Annotated in this window: 11 protein-coding genes; 10 read left to right on the top strand and 1 reads right to left on the bottom strand. The window is 73.4% G+C overall.

Annotated features, from left to right (window positions below; translation table 11 throughout):
• Positions 1 to 41 precede the first annotated feature (41 nt).
• Positions 42 to 1,979: an ABC transporter ATP-binding protein gene (locus tag ACIPAE_RS29810; RefSeq protein ID WP_402449334.1), complete on the top strand. Its 1,938-nt coding sequence runs from the start codon at positions 42 to 44 to the stop codon at positions 1,977 to 1,979.
• The gene (locus tag ACIPAE_RS29805) at positions 1,979 to 4,024 is read left to right on the top strand and encodes an ABC transporter ATP-binding protein (RefSeq protein ID WP_402449332.1); all 2,046 of its coding nucleotides are present in this window, start codon (positions 1,979 to 1,981) and stop codon (positions 4,022 to 4,024) included. Before ACIPAE_RS29810 ends, ACIPAE_RS29805 begins: the two co-directional genes overlap by 1 nt.
• On the opposite strand, the gene ACIPAE_RS29800 is transcribed toward ACIPAE_RS29805, so the two are convergent.
• The gene (locus ACIPAE_RS29800) at positions 3,907 to 4,833 is read right to left on the bottom strand and encodes an SMP-30/gluconolactonase/LRE family protein (RefSeq protein ID WP_402449330.1); all 927 of its coding nucleotides are present in this window, start codon (positions 4,831 to 4,833) and stop codon (positions 3,907 to 3,909) included. The two genes, ACIPAE_RS29805 and ACIPAE_RS29800, sit on opposite strands and share 118 nt — an antisense overlap.
• A 346-nt stretch (positions 4,834 to 5,179) precedes the next feature.
• Between ACIPAE_RS29800 and ACIPAE_RS29795 the strand changes: the two genes are divergently transcribed.
• The 8 genes from ACIPAE_RS29795 (at position 5,180) to ACIPAE_RS29760 (ending at position 19,808) form a co-directional block, all read left to right on the top strand.
• Complete coding sequence (locus ACIPAE_RS29795; RefSeq protein WP_402449328.1) at positions 5,180 to 7,237, top strand: alpha-galactosidase; 2,058 nt, start codon at positions 5,180 to 5,182, stop codon at positions 7,235 to 7,237.
• A gap of 33 nt (positions 7,238 to 7,270) precedes the next feature.
• The gene (locus ACIPAE_RS29790) at positions 7,271 to 10,174 is read left to right on the top strand and encodes a sugar-binding protein (protein WP_402449325.1); all 2,904 of its coding nucleotides are present in this window, start codon (positions 7,271 to 7,273) and stop codon (positions 10,172 to 10,174) included.
• Positions 10,175 to 10,259: 85 nt separating this feature from the next.
• Entirely contained in the window at positions 10,260 to 11,561 is a 1,302-nt protein-coding gene (locus tag ACIPAE_RS29785) for an enolase C-terminal domain-like protein (RefSeq protein ID WP_329372374.1), read from the top strand.
• 58 nt (positions 11,562 to 11,619) lie between these two features.
• On the top strand, positions 11,620 to 12,966 hold the full coding sequence (locus tag ACIPAE_RS29780) for an ABC transporter substrate-binding protein (RefSeq protein ID WP_402449322.1): 1,347 nt from the start codon (positions 11,620 to 11,622) through the stop codon (positions 12,964 to 12,966).
• Between the two features lie 38 nt (positions 12,967 to 13,004).
• Positions 13,005 to 13,904, top strand: coding sequence for a sugar ABC transporter permease (locus ACIPAE_RS29775; RefSeq protein ID WP_329372378.1), 900 nt, complete (start codon positions 13,005 to 13,007; stop codon positions 13,902 to 13,904).
• Positions 13,901 to 14,857: a carbohydrate ABC transporter permease gene (locus ACIPAE_RS29770; RefSeq protein WP_329372380.1), complete on the top strand. Its 957-nt coding sequence runs from the start codon at positions 13,901 to 13,903 to the stop codon at positions 14,855 to 14,857. Before ACIPAE_RS29775 ends, ACIPAE_RS29770 begins: the two co-directional genes overlap by 4 nt.
• A complete protein-coding gene (locus ACIPAE_RS29765) occupies positions 14,854 to 18,903 on the top strand; it encodes a hypothetical protein (RefSeq protein ID WP_402449319.1) in 4,050 nt (1,349 codons plus the stop codon). The genes ACIPAE_RS29770 and ACIPAE_RS29765 overlap by 4 nt, the downstream gene beginning before the upstream one ends.
• Entirely contained in the window at positions 18,897 to 19,808 is a 912-nt protein-coding gene (locus ACIPAE_RS29760; RefSeq protein WP_402449317.1) for an NAD-dependent epimerase/dehydratase family protein, read from the top strand. Before ACIPAE_RS29765 ends, ACIPAE_RS29760 begins: the two co-directional genes overlap by 7 nt.
• The last annotated feature ends 42 nt before the right edge of the window (positions 19,809 to 19,850 follow it).

The raw sequence follows: 19,850 nt of genomic DNA, 5'->3' as shown, positions 1-19,850 counted from the left end.
CCTGGTGGCGAGCCGGTGGGCTCTCCTGTCAGGAGACCCCTGTGCACGAGCACACACCTGTCATCTCCGTTCCCGCGGCCGGGAGTTCGACCGCGCGGTCCTTGAGGAAGCTGCGGCCGTACCTGTGGCCGCGCCGCTGGAGACTGTGCACCGTATCCGCCCTGGCCGCGCTGGCTTCCCTGCTGGCACTCGCGATGCCGCAGGTCGTCAAATGGATCGTCGACGGGCCCGTGGCGCGGCACGATCCGCGCGGAGTGGCGCTCGGGGGGCTGGCCCTGCTGCTCCTTGGCGCTGCCGAGGCTTCGCTCTTCGGCGTCCGGCGCCGGCTGGCGGCCGGCCCGCTCGCCGACATCGAGGCACGGATGCGGGCCGACCTCCACCGGCACGCCCAGCGGCTGCCGCTCGCCGCCCACGACGGCTGGACCAGCGGGCAGTTGCTGTCGCGGGGAACCTCGGACCCCCAGGTCATCCACATGTTCATCGCCGGGCCGCTGACGTTCCTGCCCGTGCACGCCGCCACGCTCGCCGTCGGGGCCGCGATCCTGGTCTCCCAGCAGTGGCTGCTCGCGCTCGTCGTGCTGGCACCCGTTCCCCTGCTGGTCATCGAGTCCTACCGGTTCGAGTCCAGGTACGCGGACGTCACCCGCCGGGCCCTGGACCTGTCGGGCGATCTGACCACCGCGGTACTGGAGTCGGTGGCGGGCATCCGCGTGATCAAGGGCTTCCGCCGCGGCGAGGACCGGATCGCCCGATTCCGCGACCAGGTCCGGCGGGTGCGGGAAGCCGAGCTGGACAAGGCGCGGCTGCTGGGCGGGATGTCGGCGGTCACCACCGTGCTGCCGGGACTGGCGACCGTGGCCGCGCTGGCGACGGGTGCGGTCCAGGCCGCGGACGGGCAGCTGTCGATCGGATCGCTGCTGGCCTTCCTGGGAACGGTGGCCGCGCTGCGGCCGGCCGTCGAGGGGGCGGGCGGACTGCTGGCCGGGTGCCATGACGCGGCGGCAGCGGCCGACCGGTACTTCGAGGTGCTCGGCCGGCCGATGACGGATGAGCCGGACCCGGGGGACGGTGAACCGGACGTGGGGGACGGCGAGCCGGACCCGGGGGACGGTGAACCGGGCCGGGTGGCGGAAGAAGGCGGGGCCCGCGGCGACCGGCCCACCTGGACCTCCAGGACCCCCGGCCCCGACGCGAGGCCCCGGTCACCAGGGGCGCGGCGCCCCGCCGAACTCGCCTTCGCCCGGGTGGACTTCCGCTACTCCGACGCCCCCGCCGGTGATCCGCCCGCGCTGCGCGAGGTCACGTTGCGCGTCGCACCCGGTGAGACGCTGGCCGTGGTCGGGGCGACCGGAAGCGGCAAGTCGACGCTCGCCGCCCTGGCCGCACGCATGTACGACCCGGTGGCAGGCCGGATCACCCTGGACGGCGTCGACATCACCCGCGTCCCCCGCGCCGAGCTGCGGTCCGCGGTGGCCGTCGCCTTCGACGAGCCGGTGCTGTTCACCGGGACCGTCATGGACAACGTCCTCATGGGCGCGGAAGCCGGCGCCGACGAGATCGACGAGGCGCTACGGGCCGCGGGCGTCGACGAGTTCGTGCACCGCCTCGCAGACGGTCCCCGCACGCGCGTCGGGGAGGGCGGCATGTCACTGTCGGGTGGACAGCGGCAACGGATCGCCCTCGCGCGGATCATGGTCCGCCGGCCCCGGCTCGCGGTGCTCGACGACCCGCTCTCCGCGCTGGACCTGCACACCGAGGCGCGGGTCCAGGACGCCCTGCGCGAGGTGCTGGCCTCGACGACCGCGGTGGTGGTCGCGCACCGGCTCTCCACCGTGCTGATGGCCGACCGGGTCGCCCTGCTGGAAGGCGGGCGGGTCACCGCTGCCGGCACGCACGAAGAACTGCTGGCCGCCAGCCCGGCGTACGCGGCACTGATGACCCCGATCGACGTCGCCGCTCACGGGCAGGAGGGAGCCTGATGCGCCGCTCGACCCGCTCCTCGACGCCCGTGGTGCCGGCGGCTCGGCCCGACGCTCCGACCGGGGAAGCCGGGGAAACCCGGGAAACCGGGGAAGTCGATGAAACCGGGGCGCCGCGGCCGTTCGCGGCTGCCGCCCACGCCGACCGTGAGCGGGCGGACCCGCTGGAGGCGGCCCCGCCGAGGGGCGCGGCCCGGCGGCTGCTGCGCTCGGTGCTGGGACCCGGCGCCCGGCGGCTGCGGCTCGCCGCACTGGTCGTCCTGCTCCAGCAGGCAGCCGCGCAGGCCGGGCCGGTGGCCGTCGCCGTCACGATCGACCGGGCGATCCCGGCGCTGCGGGCCGGAGACGCACGGCCCCTGGCCGCCGTGGCCGCCGGCTACGCGGGCTGCGTCCTGGCGGCGGGTCTGCTCCAGCGCACGTTCATCCGGCTCTCCGTCCAGGTGGGGCAGCACGCGGTCGCCGAACTCCGGCTGCGGCTGTTCGCCCATCTCCAGGCGCAGAGTGTGGAGTTCCACGACACGCACGCGTCCGGCACGCTGGCCTCCCGCGCGTCGAGCGACGTCGAGGCCGTCCGCTCGCTCTTCGACAGCGGGATCGACCAGATCGTCACCGCGGCGGTGTCCCTGGTCTACATCTCCTCGATCCTGCTGGTGCTCGACTGGCGGCTCGGCTGCGCCGCGGTGGCCGCGATGGCCCCGATCCACTGGACCATGCGGTCCTTCCGGCGGCGCTCGCTCCAGGTGTACCGGCGCCGTTCCGGCGCGGCCGCCGCGGCGTCCGCCGACATGAGCGAGTCCTTCGCCGGCATCCGCACGGTGCGGGCGTTCCGTCTCGAACGCGCCAACGAGCGCAGGTTCGGGCGCCTCAACCAGCGGCACCGGAACGAGAACCGGCAGGCCGAACGGGAGATGGCGCGCTATGTGACCTCCTCGCGCCTGGTCGCCAATACCGCCGTCGCCGGTCTGGTGCTGTGGGGCGGATATCGCGTCGCGTCCGGCGCGATGGAACTGGGCAGCTACGCCGGTGTCGTGCTGTATCTGCGGGATCTCTACGACAAGCCGCTCCGGCTGGGCGGCGTCCTGGACGCCTACCAGTCGGCCACGGCTTCGCTGGGCAAGATCGCGGTGCTGCTGTCGACCGAGCCGACGGTCGCCGAGCCCGCCCGCCCCGCGCTGCTGCCCGCGCCCGCCCGCCAACCCGGCGGGCGGCGGGTGAGGTACGACGATGTCACCTTCGCCTACCGCGACGGGCCTGACGTGCTGCGCCGCTTCGCTCTCGACATCCCCGCCGGCCAGACGGTCGCCCTGATCGGCCCCTCCGGCGGCGGGAAGTCCACGCTGGCCGGGTTGCTGGCGCGGGTGCACGATCCGACCGGTGGCCGGGTGCTCCTCGACGGGATCGATCTGCGCTCCCTCGCGGCGAGCGACCTGCGCAACGGCGTGGTCATGGTCCCCCAGGAGGGTTTTCTCTTCTCCGGCACCATCGCGGAGAACATCGCCTTCGCGCGCCCCGACGCCACCTTCGACGAGATCCGGCGCGCCGCCGAAGCGATCGGTGCCCATCCGTTCATCGCGGCGCTGCACGACGGATATCGGACCCAAGTCGGCGGGCGCGGCGGCCGTTTGTCGTCCGGCGAGCGGCAACTGATCTCCCTGGCACGGGTCCTGCTGGTGGACCCGTCCGTCATCGTGCTGGACGAGGCCACTTCGGTCATCGACATCCCGAGCGAACGCGCGGTGCGCACCGCCATGCGTGCGGTGTTCCACGGGCGGACAGCGCTCGTCATCGCCCACCGGATGTCGACGATCCGGATCGCCGACCGCGTGCTGGTGCTGTCCGGCGGCCGGATCGTCGACGACCGCACCCCGGCCGAACTCGCGGCGGAGTACGGCCCTTCACCCCAGGATCTGCCCTCCGGCCGGGTCGCTCACCCCGCGAACGTGCCCACCGCGACCCCGCGGAAGGCCGTGCCCGGCAGCGCGAACACCGACCCGGCGAGCGGTTCCGCCCCAGGTCGCAGCCCGTCGGACGCCGAGGTGACGTAGAGCGTGCCGTCCGGCCCGAACGCGCAGGACGACGGCTGCGAGACGGGCAGCCGCAGGACCGCCAGGAGGCGGCCGCGCGGGTCGTGGCGGCGTACCTCGCCCGCGCCCCAGACCGCGATCCACAGGCAGCCGTCCTCGTCGACGCACAGGCCGTCCGGCATGCCGTCGCGGCGGTCGTGGCGCAGCAGTTCGCGGAGCGGCCCGAGCCGGCCGGCGGCCGGGTCGTACGGCGCGGTGAGCACCACGCGGCGCACGCTGTCGGCCAGGTAGAACCGGCTGCCGTCCGGGCTCCAGCCCAGGCCGTTGGGCAGGTCGAGGCCGCGCAGCGCGGTGCGCACCCCGCCGTCGGGGTCCCAGCAGTGCAACGCGCCGCCGCCGGCGGGGAATCCGAGCGTGGTGCTGCCGGCCCAGAAGCGGCCGGCCGGGTCGCACTTGGCGTCGTTCATCCGCCGGTCCGGCTCGGGCAGCAGCGGGTGGACGACGGTCAGGGCGGGGCCGCCGTCGCCTGCCGCGCCGATCACCCCCAACCCCGCGCCCACCGCGGCGACATACCCGCCGCGGTCGCGTACCGCGACCGCTCCCAGGCTCATGCCGACCCGGGCCACCACGGACGCGGAGCCCGGCGCCGACCCGTCCGCCGACCCGGTCGCGGAACCCCCGGCGGCGAGCGGGGTCCGCGACAGCACCCCGGCCGGAATGTCCACCCAGAGCAGCTCGTTGGTGCGCGGGTCGATCACCGGACCCTCGCCGACGACGGCGTGGCCGCGCACGAAGATCTCCGGGGCGGGCAGAGAAGTGGCTGGTGACACGGGTGTCCTCCGGTGCGGGCGAAGAGATTTCTCGGTAACTCGGGTGAAAACCCTAGGCAACGTTGTCTCGGATGGCTATGGTTCAGCACGACCGAACGCGAGGGACGACCGGGTCGGGACACCAGCCCCGAACCTCCCCCCTCCGTACGGTGGTTGACGATTCGACAGGTGTCATGACTCATCTGACCAGGAACGAAGACCTCAACTACTGGTGAGCGCACGGCTCGTGCCGTGACGTGTGCCCGTTGCGATCCCTGGAGTGTCCCCTGCGATCCCCGCTGTCCGGGATCTCAGCCAACGTTGTCTCAGATGGTCGGGTGCGACCCGACCGTGGAGGGGAGTGGTGATGGCCGAGTTCGCCGATCCGGCGCGACTGTGGGTCGACGGCGACGCGCTGCGCGTACGGGGCGCCGTGGTCAGCCTGCTGACGGACGGCGCGCGGCTGGGCATCGAGGACGCCGGGGCGCAGGAGGCCGGGACGCAGGACGCCGGGGCGCAGGGCGCCGAGAGCGCGACGGTGCTGCACCTCCGCGCCGAGACCGCCGCAACGACCGTGCTGCGCCTGGACGTTCCGCTCGGGGACGCCTCGGGCTACTGGCACCCCGGGGCCGGCTGGGACCGCCACCTGGTGGCGGACTGGGCCAACCCGTGGCGCACCGTCGGCCTCGTCGACTCCGCGCCGCTGGGCTGCCTGTACGACGCGGCCGGCCGCACGCTGCTGGCCTTCGGCTCCGACCGGCTCGCGGCCACCACCCGGCTCCGGTTCGGTGTCGGCGAGGAGGCGGGCCGCTTCGGTGTCTGGCTCGCGATGGACCTGCGGGCGGGCGAGTCCTGCCGGATACGCCTCCAGGCGCCGGGCCGCCCCTGGGCGGAGTCCGTACGGGCCCTGACCCGCGCCCTGCCCGACGTCGGCGCGCTGCCCACCCCCGACGCGGCCCGCACCCCCGCGTACTCCACCTGGTACGCGATGCACCGCCAGGTGACCGCCGCGGGGGTCGAGGCCGAGGCCGAGCGGGCCGCGGCGGCCGGCTGCGGGGTGCTGCTGCTGGACGACGGCTGGCAGCTCCACGCGGAGGGCGCCGGCTACTCCGGCAGCGGTGACTGGCACCCGGACCCGGCGAAGTTCCCGGACTTCGCCGCGCACGTGAAGACCGTGCAGGGCATGGGGCTGCGCTACGTGGCGTGGATCGCCCCGCTGCTCGTCGGCGAACGCACCGCGGCCCACCGGGAGATGGCCGAGGTCGCGCCGCACGCGATCGAGCGGCTCGGCTGCCGGGTGCTGGACCCGCGCCGGCCGGAGGCGCGGCGGTTCGCCGTCGACTCCTGCGTCGAGCTGGTCCGCCGCTACGGGCTCGACGGACTCAAGATCGACTTCCTGGACTTCGCGACGGCCTACGCGGGCCGGGACGGTGAGAGGGCCGGCCGCGATGACGGCGCCGGTGCCGGCGGTGGTGCCTCCACGGACGCCGGCACCGGCGTCGCCACCGATGCCGGCACCCATCCCGGCACGGAACCCGACGTCGCCACCGACGCCGAGCACGAGCACGAGCCCGAGCCCGCCACCGAACCCGAACCCGACACCAGCGCCGAACCCGGCACCGATGTCGGCCTGGCCATGCGGCAGTTGCTCACCGAACTGCGGGACCGGCTGCGCGAGCTGCGCGGCGACGAGCTGCTCGTCGAACTCCGGCAGCCGTACACCGGGCCCGGCATGCACGGCTTCGGCAACCTGCTGCGGGCCGCCGACTGCCCGGCCGACGCCACCGCCAACCGCGTCCGCACCCTGGACGTCGGGCTGCTCGCCGGGACCGCCGCCGTCCACTCCGACATGCTCATGTGGGACCCCGGCGCCACGGCGCGGGCGGCGGCCAGGCAACTGCACTCCGCGCTGTTCGCCACCCCGCAGATCTCCGTCGAGCTGGCCGGACTGTCCGCGGAGCACCATGCGATGACCGTGTTCTGGCTCGGGTTCTGGCGGACCCACCGCGACGTCCTGACCCGGGGTGAGATCCGGACCGGACGCCCCGACCTGCTCCACCAGACGGTCACCGCGAGCCTGGGCCGGCGCGTCGTCATCGCCTTCTACGCCGAGCACCGCGTCGCCCCGGTCCGCCTGGCCGGCCGCAGCGAGGTGGCCCTGGTCAACTCCACCGCCGCCGCCCATGTGGCCCTGGACGTCGAGGGCCCGGGCGTCCGGGTCCGGCTCGACACCTTCGACGCCTGCGGCAGGCCCGCCGGTTCGGGCCCGCGCACGCTCGGCCCCGGGCTCACCCGGATCGCCGTTCCCCCCTCCGGCCTGTGCGTCGTCACGCCGGAGCCGCCGGAGCCGCCGGAGCCGCCGCAGCCATCGCCGCCACCGCAGTCACCGCAGCCATCGCACTCGCCCGACCCATCCCCGCGCTGAAGAACCGAAGACGAAGACGGAAGAGGACCGACCGTGACCGACAGCCACGCCAGATCCGACCGCACCACCCCGGCAGCGCCGGCCCCCGCAGAGATCTCCCGACGCAAGATCATGGGCTACGGCGCCGCCACCGTGGCGGGCGCCGCGGCCGCCAGTGCCCTGGACTGGGGCCTCGCGCCGGCCGCCGGCGCCGCCACGCCCGAGGGCGCGGCCACGCCCGCCGCCGCGGTGCCGGTGGTCGCCGCCGCCTTCTCCGACCCGACCGGCCTCTACCCGGTGCAGGGCGACACCCCGGCCCGTCCCGCCCTCCAGGTCGTGTTCAACCCGACGGCGGCGCTCAGCGGTTCGGTGGCCTGGTCGGTGTCCGCCCGTACCGGGGCCGCGCTGCGCAGCGGGACCACCGCGTTCACCGCGCCGGCCGGCACCGAGACCACCACCAGCGTCGCGCTGGGCGCCCTGGACCCCGACTTCTACGCGGTCACCGTCACCGTCACCGACTCGGCGGCGAACCAGCTGCTCGCCCAGACCCTCGGCCTCGGCGTGATCCGCCCGACCGTCGCGGACCGCCGGCCCGACTCGCCGTTCGGGATGGGCATCCGGTCGGAGTCCTCGCCGGTCATCACCAAGCAGATCGCCCAGCGGATCGGCGTGAAGTGGACGCGCGGCATCGTCGCCGTCCAACCGGACACCGTCTCGCCGTCGCCGGGCGTGTTCTGGGGGCAGGCCGAGATCGACGCCGCCCGCGCCGAGGTCCAGGAGTGGAACCGCTACGGCATCGAGGCCCTCGGCAGCATCAACTACAACATGTCGTGGAACGTCGAGCCGGGCCCGGACGGCAAGCCGGTGCTGCTCTACCAGAACCGGCCCAAGGACATGGCCGCGCACGCCGACATGGTCTACCACTCCATCGCGCCGATGCAGGACCTGGTGCAGAACTGGGAGCTGTGGAACGAGCCGTGGGTGCACGGCTGGACCTGGATGACCGGCGACGCCCAGGACTACCGCGACATGTGCAAGCTGATCTGGGACCGGGTCAAGCCGGACTTCCCGCAGGTCAACCTGATCGGCGGCGGATCGGTCACGTACAACCGCGACATCGTGTACGCGCAGGGCTCGAAGGACACCGGCTACATCGACGGCTCGGTGAACCACGCCTACGGCTACCCCGACCCCACCCAGTACGCGATGACCAAGACCCAGATCAAGATGGACCGGCGGTGGTCGCGCACCAAGGGCCGCGGCGGGCAGTGGCAGACCGAACTGGGCAACGCCGAGTTCAACTTCACCGACGTGCCGGCCGGCCAGGCGCCCTACGGGGTGGCCCGTACGGTGGCGCCGACGTACCTGCTGCACATGCTCGCCGGCGCCGAGGAGGGCTCGCCGGTCCGGGCCTTCTGGTTCTCGCTGTCCTACGACAAGCCGTACTCCGGCGACGACTTCGACATCTACGACATCGCGACCAGGACCCCCAAGCCCGCGGTGGTCGCCTACGCCACCATGACGGGCCTGCTGGAGGACGCCCGGATGGAGGGCGAGCTCTACCCGGACGCCAAGTCCACCTGGGGCTTCCTGTTCCGCGGCGCCGACGGCAAGGGCCGGGCCGCCGTCTACTGCGACCAGCTCTTCGACGGCACCGAGGAGCACCAGAGCGCCGGCTGGACCGGCACGCTCACCCTGGACGACGCGCGTGGCATCCGCGTGTACGACTACCTCGGCCGCCGGCTCGCCGACGGCCGCTCCTCGCGCGTCACCCTCCCGCTGAACCCCTGGGAGGTCCTGTACTTCGACAGCGACCTGAGCCCCGCGGCGCTCAAGGCCGTACTGACCCGCGGCGCGCGCTTCGACTACAGCACCCCGGTGAAGGTCAGCCTGCTGTCCTTCACCAAGCCGCTGGACGCCACCAGCGCCGTCGAGGTGCGGGTGGAGAACGTCTCGCCGCAGAAGCTGGGCGCGCGGGTGCGGATCACCCCGCCGTCCGGCTGGCGGCTGGCGGCACCGGTGTCACCGGTGGTCGAACTCGCGCCCGGGCAGGCGAAGACGCTGTCCTTCCCCGTCACGGCGTTCCAGGTCGACAGCCGGAACGCGTACACCGTCGGCTACGAGGTGACGGTGCCGCAGCGGCCCGGCCTGCGCCAGACCGGCACCCAGGACGTCCAGGTCGCCTACCTGCCGTTCCGGTCGATCACCGTCGGCGGCAGCGCCAGCCAGTGGAACGGCGTCCTGCCGGTGACGATGACCAGCACCACCGCGGCCGGCGACACCAAGAAGTACGCGTTCCAGGCCGCCTGGGACCACAGCTTCCTGTACGTCAGGGCCGTCGTCGAGGACGACGTCCAGCTGTCCAACGCGCCCTTCCCGGCCAACGAGTACCTCTTCCCGTTCAAGGCGGACAGCATCCAGCTGGCCTTCGACGCGCTGGCGGACAAGACCGAGGACCTGCTCGCGGGCGACGCGCACTACGAGAAGTGCCTGCGGTCGATCTCCCACCTGTACGTGGCGACCCTGGCCACCGGCGGCGTCTCGGAACTGCACCGCCAGCTCGCGCCCGGCACCAACTACCAGACCTACTACCCGACCAACGCGGTGCTCCCGACCCCGCTGGGCCCGCTCGACGCCAAGCCCGACAGCGGCGCCGAGGGCCGGGTGCTGGTCTCCCGGGACGACACGGGCAAGCAGACCCGGTACGAGGTCGCGCTCGCCTGGAGCCAGCTGCCCGAACTGGCCGCCGCGGTAAGGGCCGCGCGCCCCGGCACCGTCACCCCGGCGACGTTCGCGGTCCAGGTGACCGACGCGGGCACCGGCGGCCACGGCGCCACCTACTCGACCACCACCGCGGAGCCCCCGACCTCGGGCTGCTACAACTTCGCGCCGTTCTGGGGCACCGGCGCCCAGTTCGCCGGCGGGCGCGTGGACACCCGCTGGGGCATCGGCCGCTGAGCCGCACCCCCGACGCGACACCGCACCCCGCCGCCTCCCCAGGCCGGCACCTTCCGACAGCACCTCCAGAACCAGGAGCCTTCCCGTGAGCGACCACGCAGCCGATGCCGGCGCACTCCCGCCGGCGCCCGAGCCGGTCGAGCCGCCGTGGGCACAGCCGTCCGGCGTCCGCATCACCGGCGTCCGGACGATCCTGACCGCGCCGGCCGGCACCACGCTCGTCGTGGTCCGCGTCGACACCAGCGAGCCCGGCCTGTACGGACTCGGCTGCGCCACCTTCACCCAGCGCGCGGCGGCCGTGGCCACCGCCGTCGACGAGTACCTGGCCCCGCAGCTCATCGGCCGCGACCCGGCCGACATCACCGACATCGCGTCGACCCTGCACGTGAGCGGCTACTGGCGGTCCGGGCCGGTGCTCAACAACGCGCTGTCCGGGGTGGACATGGCGCTGTGGGACATCAAGGGCAAGCAGGCCGGGCTGCCGGTGTGGCAGCTGCTCGGCGGCCGCTGCCGTACCGCGGTGCCGCTGTACGCGCACGCCGCCGGACGGGACCCGCAGGAGGTCACCGACGAGGTGCTGGCGCTGATGGCGGAGGGCTACCGGCACGTGCGCTGCCAGGTCGCCGTGCCGGGCGCGGGCACCTACGGGGCGCCGGCCGCCGCCGCGGCGGCCGGCGCCCACCGCCCGCTCACCGCCGACGCCTGGGACCCGGCGGCCTACCGGCGCACGGTCCGCGGGCTGTTCGCGCACCTGCGCGAGCACGCCGGCCCCGAGGTCGAGCTGATCCACGACGTGCACGAGCGGGTGCACCCCACCGACGCCGTGCGGATCGCGGCGGACCTGGAACCGTACGACCTGTTCTACCTGGAGGACCCGGTCGCGCCGGAGGACATCGAGTGGCTGCGGATACTGCGCGGCCGGTCGGTGACGCCGATCGCGATCGGCGAGCTGTTCACCAACCCCGCGGAGTACCGCCCGGTCGTCCAGGAGCGGCTGTGCGACTTCATCCGCGTGCACGTCTCGGCCATCGGCGGCATCACCCCCGCCTGGCGGCTGGCGAACGCCTGCGAGCTGTTCGGCGTGCGCACCGCCTGGCACGGGCCGGGCGACGTCTCGCCGATCGGGCACGCCGCCAACCTCGCGCTCGACATGGCCGCGCCCAACTTCGGCATCCAGGAGCAGCACCTGTTCGGCGCCGCCGCGCGGGAGGTGTTCCCCGGGTGCCCCGAGATCCGCGACGGGCACCTGTGGCCGAGCGACCGGCCGGGGCTCGGCGTCGACCTCGACGAGCGACTGGCCGCGAAGTACCCGCCGCGGCCCGCCGCGCTGCCCGGCCAGGCGTGGAAGCCGCCGCGGCGGGCCGACGGCGCCCTCCAGCGCCCCTGACCCGGACCTCCGTCACCCTTGCCGGTCACCCCCGTACCTCTTCCAAGGAGCCACCCTCATGAGACCCCGCATCACCGTCACCCTGCTCGCGGCGACCGCGTGCCTGTCCATCGGCCTCACCGGCTGCAGTTCCTCCTCCTCCGGCGGCGGTGGCGCGAAGACCACGCTGACGGTCGCCGAGTGGACCAACCCCGGCGCCATCCAGTTCACCGAGGAACTGAACGCCAAGTTCGAGAAGGCCCACCCGGGGGTGAAGGTCAAGATCCAGCAGGCGCCGACCGCCAACGGCGCCTGGGGCCAGCTGTGGAACAGCCTGCTGCAGTCCAAGTCCGTCGACGTGCTGGGCCTGGCCGCGCCGACCCAGGCGGGCTTCGCCCCCAGCTACACCAGCCTCAAGCCCGCCGGGGCCGCCGCGCTCATCCAGGCCGGGCAGCTGGTGGACCTGAAGAACCAGCCGTTCATGAAGAACTACAGCGCCACCGACCAGGCCGCCGCGGTCGGGCACAACGGCGGCGTCTACGGCGTGATGGCCGCGCAGTACGCCGCGGCCGGGGCGATCTGGTACAAGAAGGACCTGCTCGCGAAGTACGGCATGACCGTGCCGACGACGTTCCAGGAGTTCGTCGACGACTGCGCGAAGCTCAAGAAGAAGGGCATCACCCCGATCTTCGTGTCCGGCAAGGACGGCATGCAGGGCGGCGTGTGGCAGGGCGTCGAGAACCAGATGCTCATGCAGGGCAAGCCCGCGTCGGACTCGGTGAAGGTCTCCAACGACCGCGCCGACGCGTTCTGGAAGGGCACCCAGTCCTGGACCGACCCGGTCTACAAGGAGTCCTCCGCGCGCTACGAGCAGGTCATGAAGTACATCGAGCCGAACGCGTCGGGCGTCGCCCAGCTGACCGCGCCCGGCGTCTGGGCGGCGCGCGCCAGCGACTACCCCTTCCTGCTGGACGGTTCCTGGGACGGGGCGGTCATCCAGAAGGCCAACCCCAACCTCAAGCTCGGGTTCTTCACCATGCCGGGCACCGACACCGCCTCGGCCAACCGCGTGTCGCTGCGCCCGGACCTCACCTGGATGGTCCCGACCAGCGCGAAGCACAAGGACCTGGCCATGGAGTGGCTGTCGATGTTCTCCCAGCCGGAGAACTACCAGGAGTGGCTGAAGCTGACCGGTTCGGTCTCCACCCAGCCGGCGGTGAAGAACACCGGCCTGGACTGGACGGACTGGCTCAACAGCCACATGGACGGCGCGTTCCAGCAGCTCGCCAACCCCTGGGTGCCCGCGGGCGCGCCCCTGGACGCGGCCGGCCCGGACTTCTACAAGCTGAAGCCGATCGGCAGGGACAGCGTCGACACCATCCTCAACCGCTCGGCCGACGCGTACCGCAAGTCGGTCAAGGGCTGACGACCGACCCTGAGCACAACTGAGAGAGGAGGCGCGGCGTGGCACGCTGTCCCTTCGGAACCCAACGGACGCGGCGGTTCATCCCCTGGGCCAGCATCGCGATACCGGGAGCCGGTTGGCTGCTGTTCGGGCTCTACCCGTCACTGGCCACCATCATCTACTCGTTCACCCGGTACTCCGGACTCCCCGGCACGCCGCTCAACTTCTGCGGGATGTGCAACTACCACACGGCCTTCACCTCGCTGCTGCCGCAGCTGTGGAGCGCGGTACGGGTCACGCTGATCTACGTGGTCGGCGTGACCGTGCTGCAGAACGTGATCGGCCTGGGCCTTGCCATGCTGCTGAACCGGGGCGGTCGCTCGTACACGTTCTACCGTGCGCTGATCTTCATGCCGCAGATCTTCTCGGTCACGGTGGTCGGCGCGGTCTTCTCGCTCATGCTCGACCCCTACTCGGGTCCGGCGGAGAAGCTCGTGCACGGCCTGTTCGGCATCAACTCCGCCTTCCTCGGGTCGAGTTCGCTGGCGCTGCCGCTGGTGATGCTGGTGAACGTGTGGATGTTCTCCGGGTACTCGATGCTCATCTACATCGCCGGGCTGCGGAACATCCCGCGCTCGGTGTACGAGGCCGCGGCCATGGACGGCGCCGGGCGCTTCCGGGTGTTCCGGCACGTGACGTGGCCGCTGCTGGCCTCGGCCACCACCGTCAACGTCTTCCTCACCACCATGGCCACGCTGGGCGAGTACGCCCTGGTGCTGGTCCTGACCGGTGGCAACTTCGGCACCAAGACCCTGGGGCTGTACATGTTCCAAGCCGCCTTCGGCAGCGACAGCCAGCTCGGCTACGGCTCGATGCTGGCGATGCTCCAGTTCGTGCTGACGATCGTGATCGGCGGCGGCCTGCTGTACGTGCTGCGCCGGCGGGAGGTGGCGCTGTGACGACGCTCCAGGTGTCCCAGGCACCCGAGGCCCCCGACGCTCCGCGCACCCCCTCCCCGTCGCTGCGCGGGCTGCTGTCCCGGCAGCGGACCAAGTCGGCGGGGGTGAACCTGCTCTGCTTCGCCATCGCCGCCGGGCTGTTCGCCCTTCCGCTGGTGTACGTCCTGCTCCAGGCGTTCAAGACGTACACCGGCTTCCTGCAGAACCCCACCGGCACCCCCCACCCGTGGACCACCGAGAGCTTCTCGGCGGCCTGGCACCAGGGGCACTTCGGCCGGGAGATGGTCAACAGCCTGGTCTACGCGGCCGTCCCCGACGCCATCACGCTCATCCTCGGCGTCTTCCTCGCCTTCCCCATCTCCCGCGGCTACTTCAAGTACTCCAACGGGCTCTACACGTTCTTCATCTTCTCCGGCTTCCTGCCCGGCGGCCTGATACCGCTGTTCATCGAGGCCCGCACCCTGCACCTGTACAACAGCATGGCCGGCTACCTGATCCTGACCAGCCTGTCCGGCGCCGGGTTCTTCTTCTTCGTCGGCTACATCAAGGGCATCCCGCGCGAGATCGACGAGGCGGCGGCGCTGGACGGCTGCGGCTACATCCGGTTCATCTTCACGATCATCATGCCGCAGATGAAACCGGCCCTGGCCACCTTCGGGATCTTCGGCTTCGTGCACGCCTGGAACAACCTGATCCTGCCGCTGGTGATGCTCTCCGACTCCGCGCTGTGGCCGGTCACCCGCGGGCTCTACTCGTTCTTCGGCGAGTACTCGCAGAACTGGCCGCTCATCGCGGCCGGCACCTTCATCGTGGCCGCGCCGATCATGCTGCTGTTCATCCTGCTCCAGCGCTACCTCGTCGAAGGCGTCGCGGGCGGTGCGTCGTTCGGCACCCAGGGCGTCGCGCCCGGCGCGTCCGGCGCCGGGGGCGCCGAGATGGGAGGCGGCGCGTGACGGCCCCCGTCACCGACTGGCCGGCCGGCGGCTCGGAAGTGCGGTTCCTGCTCCACGACCCGCTCGCCCACCCGGAGTTCGCCTGGCCCAGGACCCTGCTGCACTATCCGGTGCGGTGGGCGGCGCCCGCGGTGCGCGCCGACGCGCTCCGGCTGCTCGACGAGAACGGCTCGCCGGTGCCGTTCCAGCTGACGGAGGTCACCGGGGCGGGCCCCGCGGCCGGGGGCGCCGACGCGCCCCTGGCCGCGGCCACCGTCTGCTTCTTCGCCGACCTCGCGCCCGGCGCGCGCCACGCGTTCACCCTGCGCGCGGACGCGACGGCGCCGGCGGCCGGACCCGACCGGCCGGTCACCGTCACCCCGGCCGAGGACGGCGACGGCATCGTGGTGGACGCCGGCCCCCTGCGGGTGCTGCTGCCGCAGGCCGGCCGGTACACCGGCCCGGACCTGCCCGGCCCGATCCGCCGGCTCGACCGCGGGCAGGGCTGGGTGGGCGACTCGGTGCTGCACCCCGGCGCCGAGCGCCTCGCACACCTCGACGTCCACCAGGTGGAGCACGGCCCGCTGTTCGCCACCCACCGGCTGGACTACCGCTTCACCGGCGGCGCGCGGTACACCGCGACCGTACGCGTCCTGCACGGCTGCGACTTCGTCGAACTCGCCGAGGAGGCCACCGGGTTCGACACGGAGGGCGCCGCGTGGGAACTCCACTGGGAGGGCTGCGCGCCCACCCACCGGTTCTCCTCGGCCTGGCCGTTCTCGCAGGACCCGCGCGACCACGCCGACCCCGGGTCGCCGGAGGTCTACCACTGGCTCGGCATCGACGAGCCGATCGTGGTCGGCGACAGCGGCGAGGACCCGTCGTTCTCCGGACCGGGCGGCCGGGAGCGGCCGCGGGAGCGGATGGCCTTCACCGTCGGCCCCTACGCGCCCAGCTACGCCTGGGGCGTCCGGCCGCACGCGACGTTCTGGGACCGGGCCGGCGGCGACGCGATGGGCGTGTTCATCCGCGACCACGCCCGCTGGGAGGACCACGAGTACGCCGGCTGGGCCTGCGCGGACACCCTCCAGATCCGCTTCCGCCACGACGGGGTGCTGCACTGGACCTGGCCGCTGCGCACCGGCACCCGCACCACCGGCATCGCCTTCTACCACCACGCACGCGACCTGGACGTGCTGCGCGGCCAGCGGGCGATGACCTACCAGTCCACCTACGTGCGCCACCTGCACCACTGGCAGGGCACCCTCAGCCTCGACCGGGTCAAGGACTGGCGCCTGACCTACCACGGCAAGCGCCCCGAACGCCTCTGCACGGAAGGCGAGTTCGACACCCCCGAGCAGTTCGTGGACGCGCTGCTGTACGGCAGCGAGGGCCCGCGGCTGATCGCGAACGGCGTGAACGAACTCGCCGGCTACCTCAACATCGGCCAACGCCCGCTCTACGACCGGCTGCTGGACGGCTACGACCGGTTCGCCGACCGGCTCGACACCGAGCAGCGCGCACGCGTCGACGCCCTGCTGCTGCTGACCGGGTACGTCTCGGCGGGCGAGGAGATCGGCCCGCTGCGGCGGATGATGGGCGGGCACCCCAACTTCCTCGCCGACGGCAAGGCCGCGCTGGCCTGCCTGGCGTGGCTCTTCCCCGAGCACGAGGCCGCGGGGGAGTGGCTGGACCAGTTCGAGAAGTTCTGCGAGCTGTCCGGGGTCTTCCACACCCGCCCGGCCCTGCCCTCCCGGCACGCCCGCCCCGGCCGCTGGACCGAGAGCCTGTCCACGTACGTCTGGGCCTTCCTGCGGCCCGCCGCCCAGGGCAACTTCCTGGGCCGGCGGGCCGACGGGCGCAACCGGATGGCCACCCCGGAGTTCGCCGCCCTCGGCGACTGGCTGGTCCACGCGCTCAGCGCGCCGATCGACGTCACCGGGACCGGCGAGCTGCGCCGGCTGCATCCCGCGCAGGGGGCGCACGCGTACTGGCCGCGCCGCCCTCCCATCGAGATGCGGCTGCTCGGCGAGGCGCTGCACCGCTACCGCCCGCTGGTCGCCGAGCACCTGATGTGGGGCAGCGACCCCACCGCCCGGCGGCTGGACAGCCCGCCGGACGCACCCGACCCGTGGCACGTCACGGTCCGCTCGGCGGGCGAGCGCGGCACCAACCCGCGGCTGCGCAGCGCGAAGTACACCGGGTACGGCGTCACGCTGCGCGCCGGCGTGGACCGCCCGGACGAGGTCGCGGTCTTCCTCCAGCAGGTCGACCGCGGGCCCAACTACCGCTGGGGGATCGCCGACGACAACGGCAACGGCCACCTCTACTACTACGCCGCCGGCCGCTCCTACAGCGGCCACGGCCCCGAGGACGCCGGCGACCGCCGGGTGCCCGACGCGACCTTCGCCACCTCCTGCGCGGTGTGGAAGGACGGCGCCTTCCGCGGGATCGGCAACCACACGCTGGACCGCCCGATGTACGACCTCGGCGGCGCGCAGTACGCCGAGATCACCTCCGACCCCGGCAGCCCGATCGGCGAGCTCTACCTCGGCCGCAGCGTCCTGCTGGTCGGCGGCGACTACCTGGTCAACTACGACGCCTTCGCGCCCGGCCAGCGGATGGTGTGGACGTGGTCGGTGCCGACCGCGGCCAACGGCCGTGACGCCAACAGCTACGGCCACCTCGCCGACGCGATGCCGTTCATCCATGTGGTGCGCGGGGTGCGCGAGGACGGCGCGCTCGACGGCACGTTCGCCACCGACGGCACCCGCGGGGTGCGGCTGGAGGGCAGGGCCGACGGGTCGAACGGCAACACGCTCGCCGTCGTCAGCCACCGCGACGACCTGACCGTGGCCCCCGCGAGCAGCACCCCGTGGGGCGCGAAGGTCCGCACCCCGCACAGCGTCGACCACGTCTTCCGCCACCAGGCGGCGACGCACTACGAACCGAAGGCGGTCGACTTCGCCGGCGAGGGGCTGCGCTTCACCGGCACCGCCGGCGTGATCCGGCTGTTCGACGACGGCAGCCGCGAACTGGCGCTCTTCCACGGCAGCGCCGTCGGCACCGCGGACGTGCTGCTGACCACCGAGGACCAGGACCTGGGCATCAGCCTGCGCTACCGCGACCCCCGCGAGTTCCGCGGCAGCTACGACGCGCCAGGCGACAGCGCGGTCACCCTGCACCTGCTCGGCGGGCTCCCCGCCGGGGCCGTGTTCCACGTCGACGGCGCGGAACTGGCCCCGCTCGCGTCCTCGCGCGACGGCATCCTGCGGGTCGCGCTGCCCGCCGGCCGGCACCAGTGGGAGCTGACCGCCCGGCGGCCCGAGCCGATGCCGCCGCGGATCGTGCGGACCACGACCGTCCCCGGCGGCGCGGTGGTGCACTTCGCGCCGGTCGCGGGCGCGGACACGTATCTGCTCGAAGTCAGCGAGGACGGCGGCGCGACCTGGACGGCGGCCGGGCACACCGCCACCGGCCCGGGCGCGCTGGCCGGGCTGGCCGACGGCACCAAGTACCACGTCCGGGTCACCGCCCGGAACGCCGACCGCAGCGGCGCCCCGGGCGCCGACTACCCGCTGCACGCCACCAGCCGGGCCCCCGACCCGCCGGACGGCCTGACGCTCCGGCTCGGCGCCGGCACGGTCACCGCCACCTGGGGCGAGGTGCTCGGCGCGGCCCGCTACCGGCTCTACCGGCGCCGCAAGGGCGACACCGGCTTCCGGGAGGTCTTCGCCGGCCTGGCCTTCGAGTTCGTCGACCAGGTGCCCGGGACGGTGCCGGCCACCGGCGACCCGGGCGAGGCCGTACCCGGGGACACGCCGGTCCACGAATACGCGGTCGCGGCCGAGAACGGCAACGGCCTCGGCCCCATGTCGCCGACCACGGACACCGATCCCCGCAGCTGGCGGCACTGGTACCCGCCGGTGGAGCTCGCCTTCCGGCGCCACCACAGCTACCTCCGGCCGCCGTACCTGCCCGCCTCGGCGACCCCGGCGCCGTACGACGAGCAGCGGCCGCCGGCCCGGCTGCCGGACGCCGCCGACCCGGTGGAGCAGGCGTGGTGACCCGGCAGCGGGTCCTGGTCACCGGCGCGGCCGGCCGGATCGGGCGGGCGCTGCGCCCCCGGCTGGCCCGGCCCGGCCGCGTCCTGCGGCTGCTGGACATCGCGGAGATCGCGCCGCCGGAAGCCGGCGAGGACGTGGAGGTCGTCCGGGCCTCCTTCACCGACCCCGAGGCGATCGACGCCGCCTGCCGGGCCGTTGACGCGGTGGTGCACCTGGGCGGGCTCGCCGGGGAGGAACCCTGGGAGCGGATCAGGGAGGTCAACATCGACGGCACGCAACGCGTGCTGGAAGCCGCCTGCCGCCACGGCGTGCCGCGGGTGGTGCTCGCCTCCAGCATCCATGCCGTCGGGTTCCGCACCCGCGACGACCCGGCCCGGCCCGGCGGTGCCGGTGACGTCGGTGATGCCGTCTGCTTCGGTGCGGGCGGTCACGCCGCCGCCGCGCGCGGGCCGCAAGCCCGCGCCGACCTGCCCGCGGACATCACGCCGCGCCCGGACACGTACTACGGCGTGGGGAAGGCCGCGCTGGAGGCGCTCGGCGCGCTGCACCACAGCAGGTACGGAGTCGACGTCTCCTGCCTGCGGATCGGGGCGTTCCGGCCGGTGCCGCGCGCGCCGGAGGACCTGGCGGTGTGGCTGTCGCCGGACGACGCGGCCCGGCTGGTCGAGTCCTGCCTGCGGGCGGAGCCGGCCGGCTACCGGGTGCTGTGGGGCATCTCCCGCAACACCCGCCGGTGGTGGTCCCTGTCGGAAGGGGAGGCGATCGGCTACCGCCCCCGGGACGACGCCGAGGAGCATCTGGCCGCCGTCCTGGACTCCGGAGCGTTCGGCCCGGCGGACCTCGATCCGTCGGCGGCCCGCAACTTCCGGGTCGGTGGCAACTTCTGCACCATGCCGCTCGGTTGAGGGCAGAAGGATCGGTCGTGGGGCTGTACGGGCCGTCCGGGT

It is taken from the genome of Streptomyces sp. NPDC087270 (assembly GCF_044744625.1).
GTDB lineage: Bacteria > Actinomycetota > Actinomycetes > Streptomycetales > Streptomycetaceae > Actinacidiphila.
This window is presented reverse-complemented; position numbering and strand designations above follow the sequence as displayed.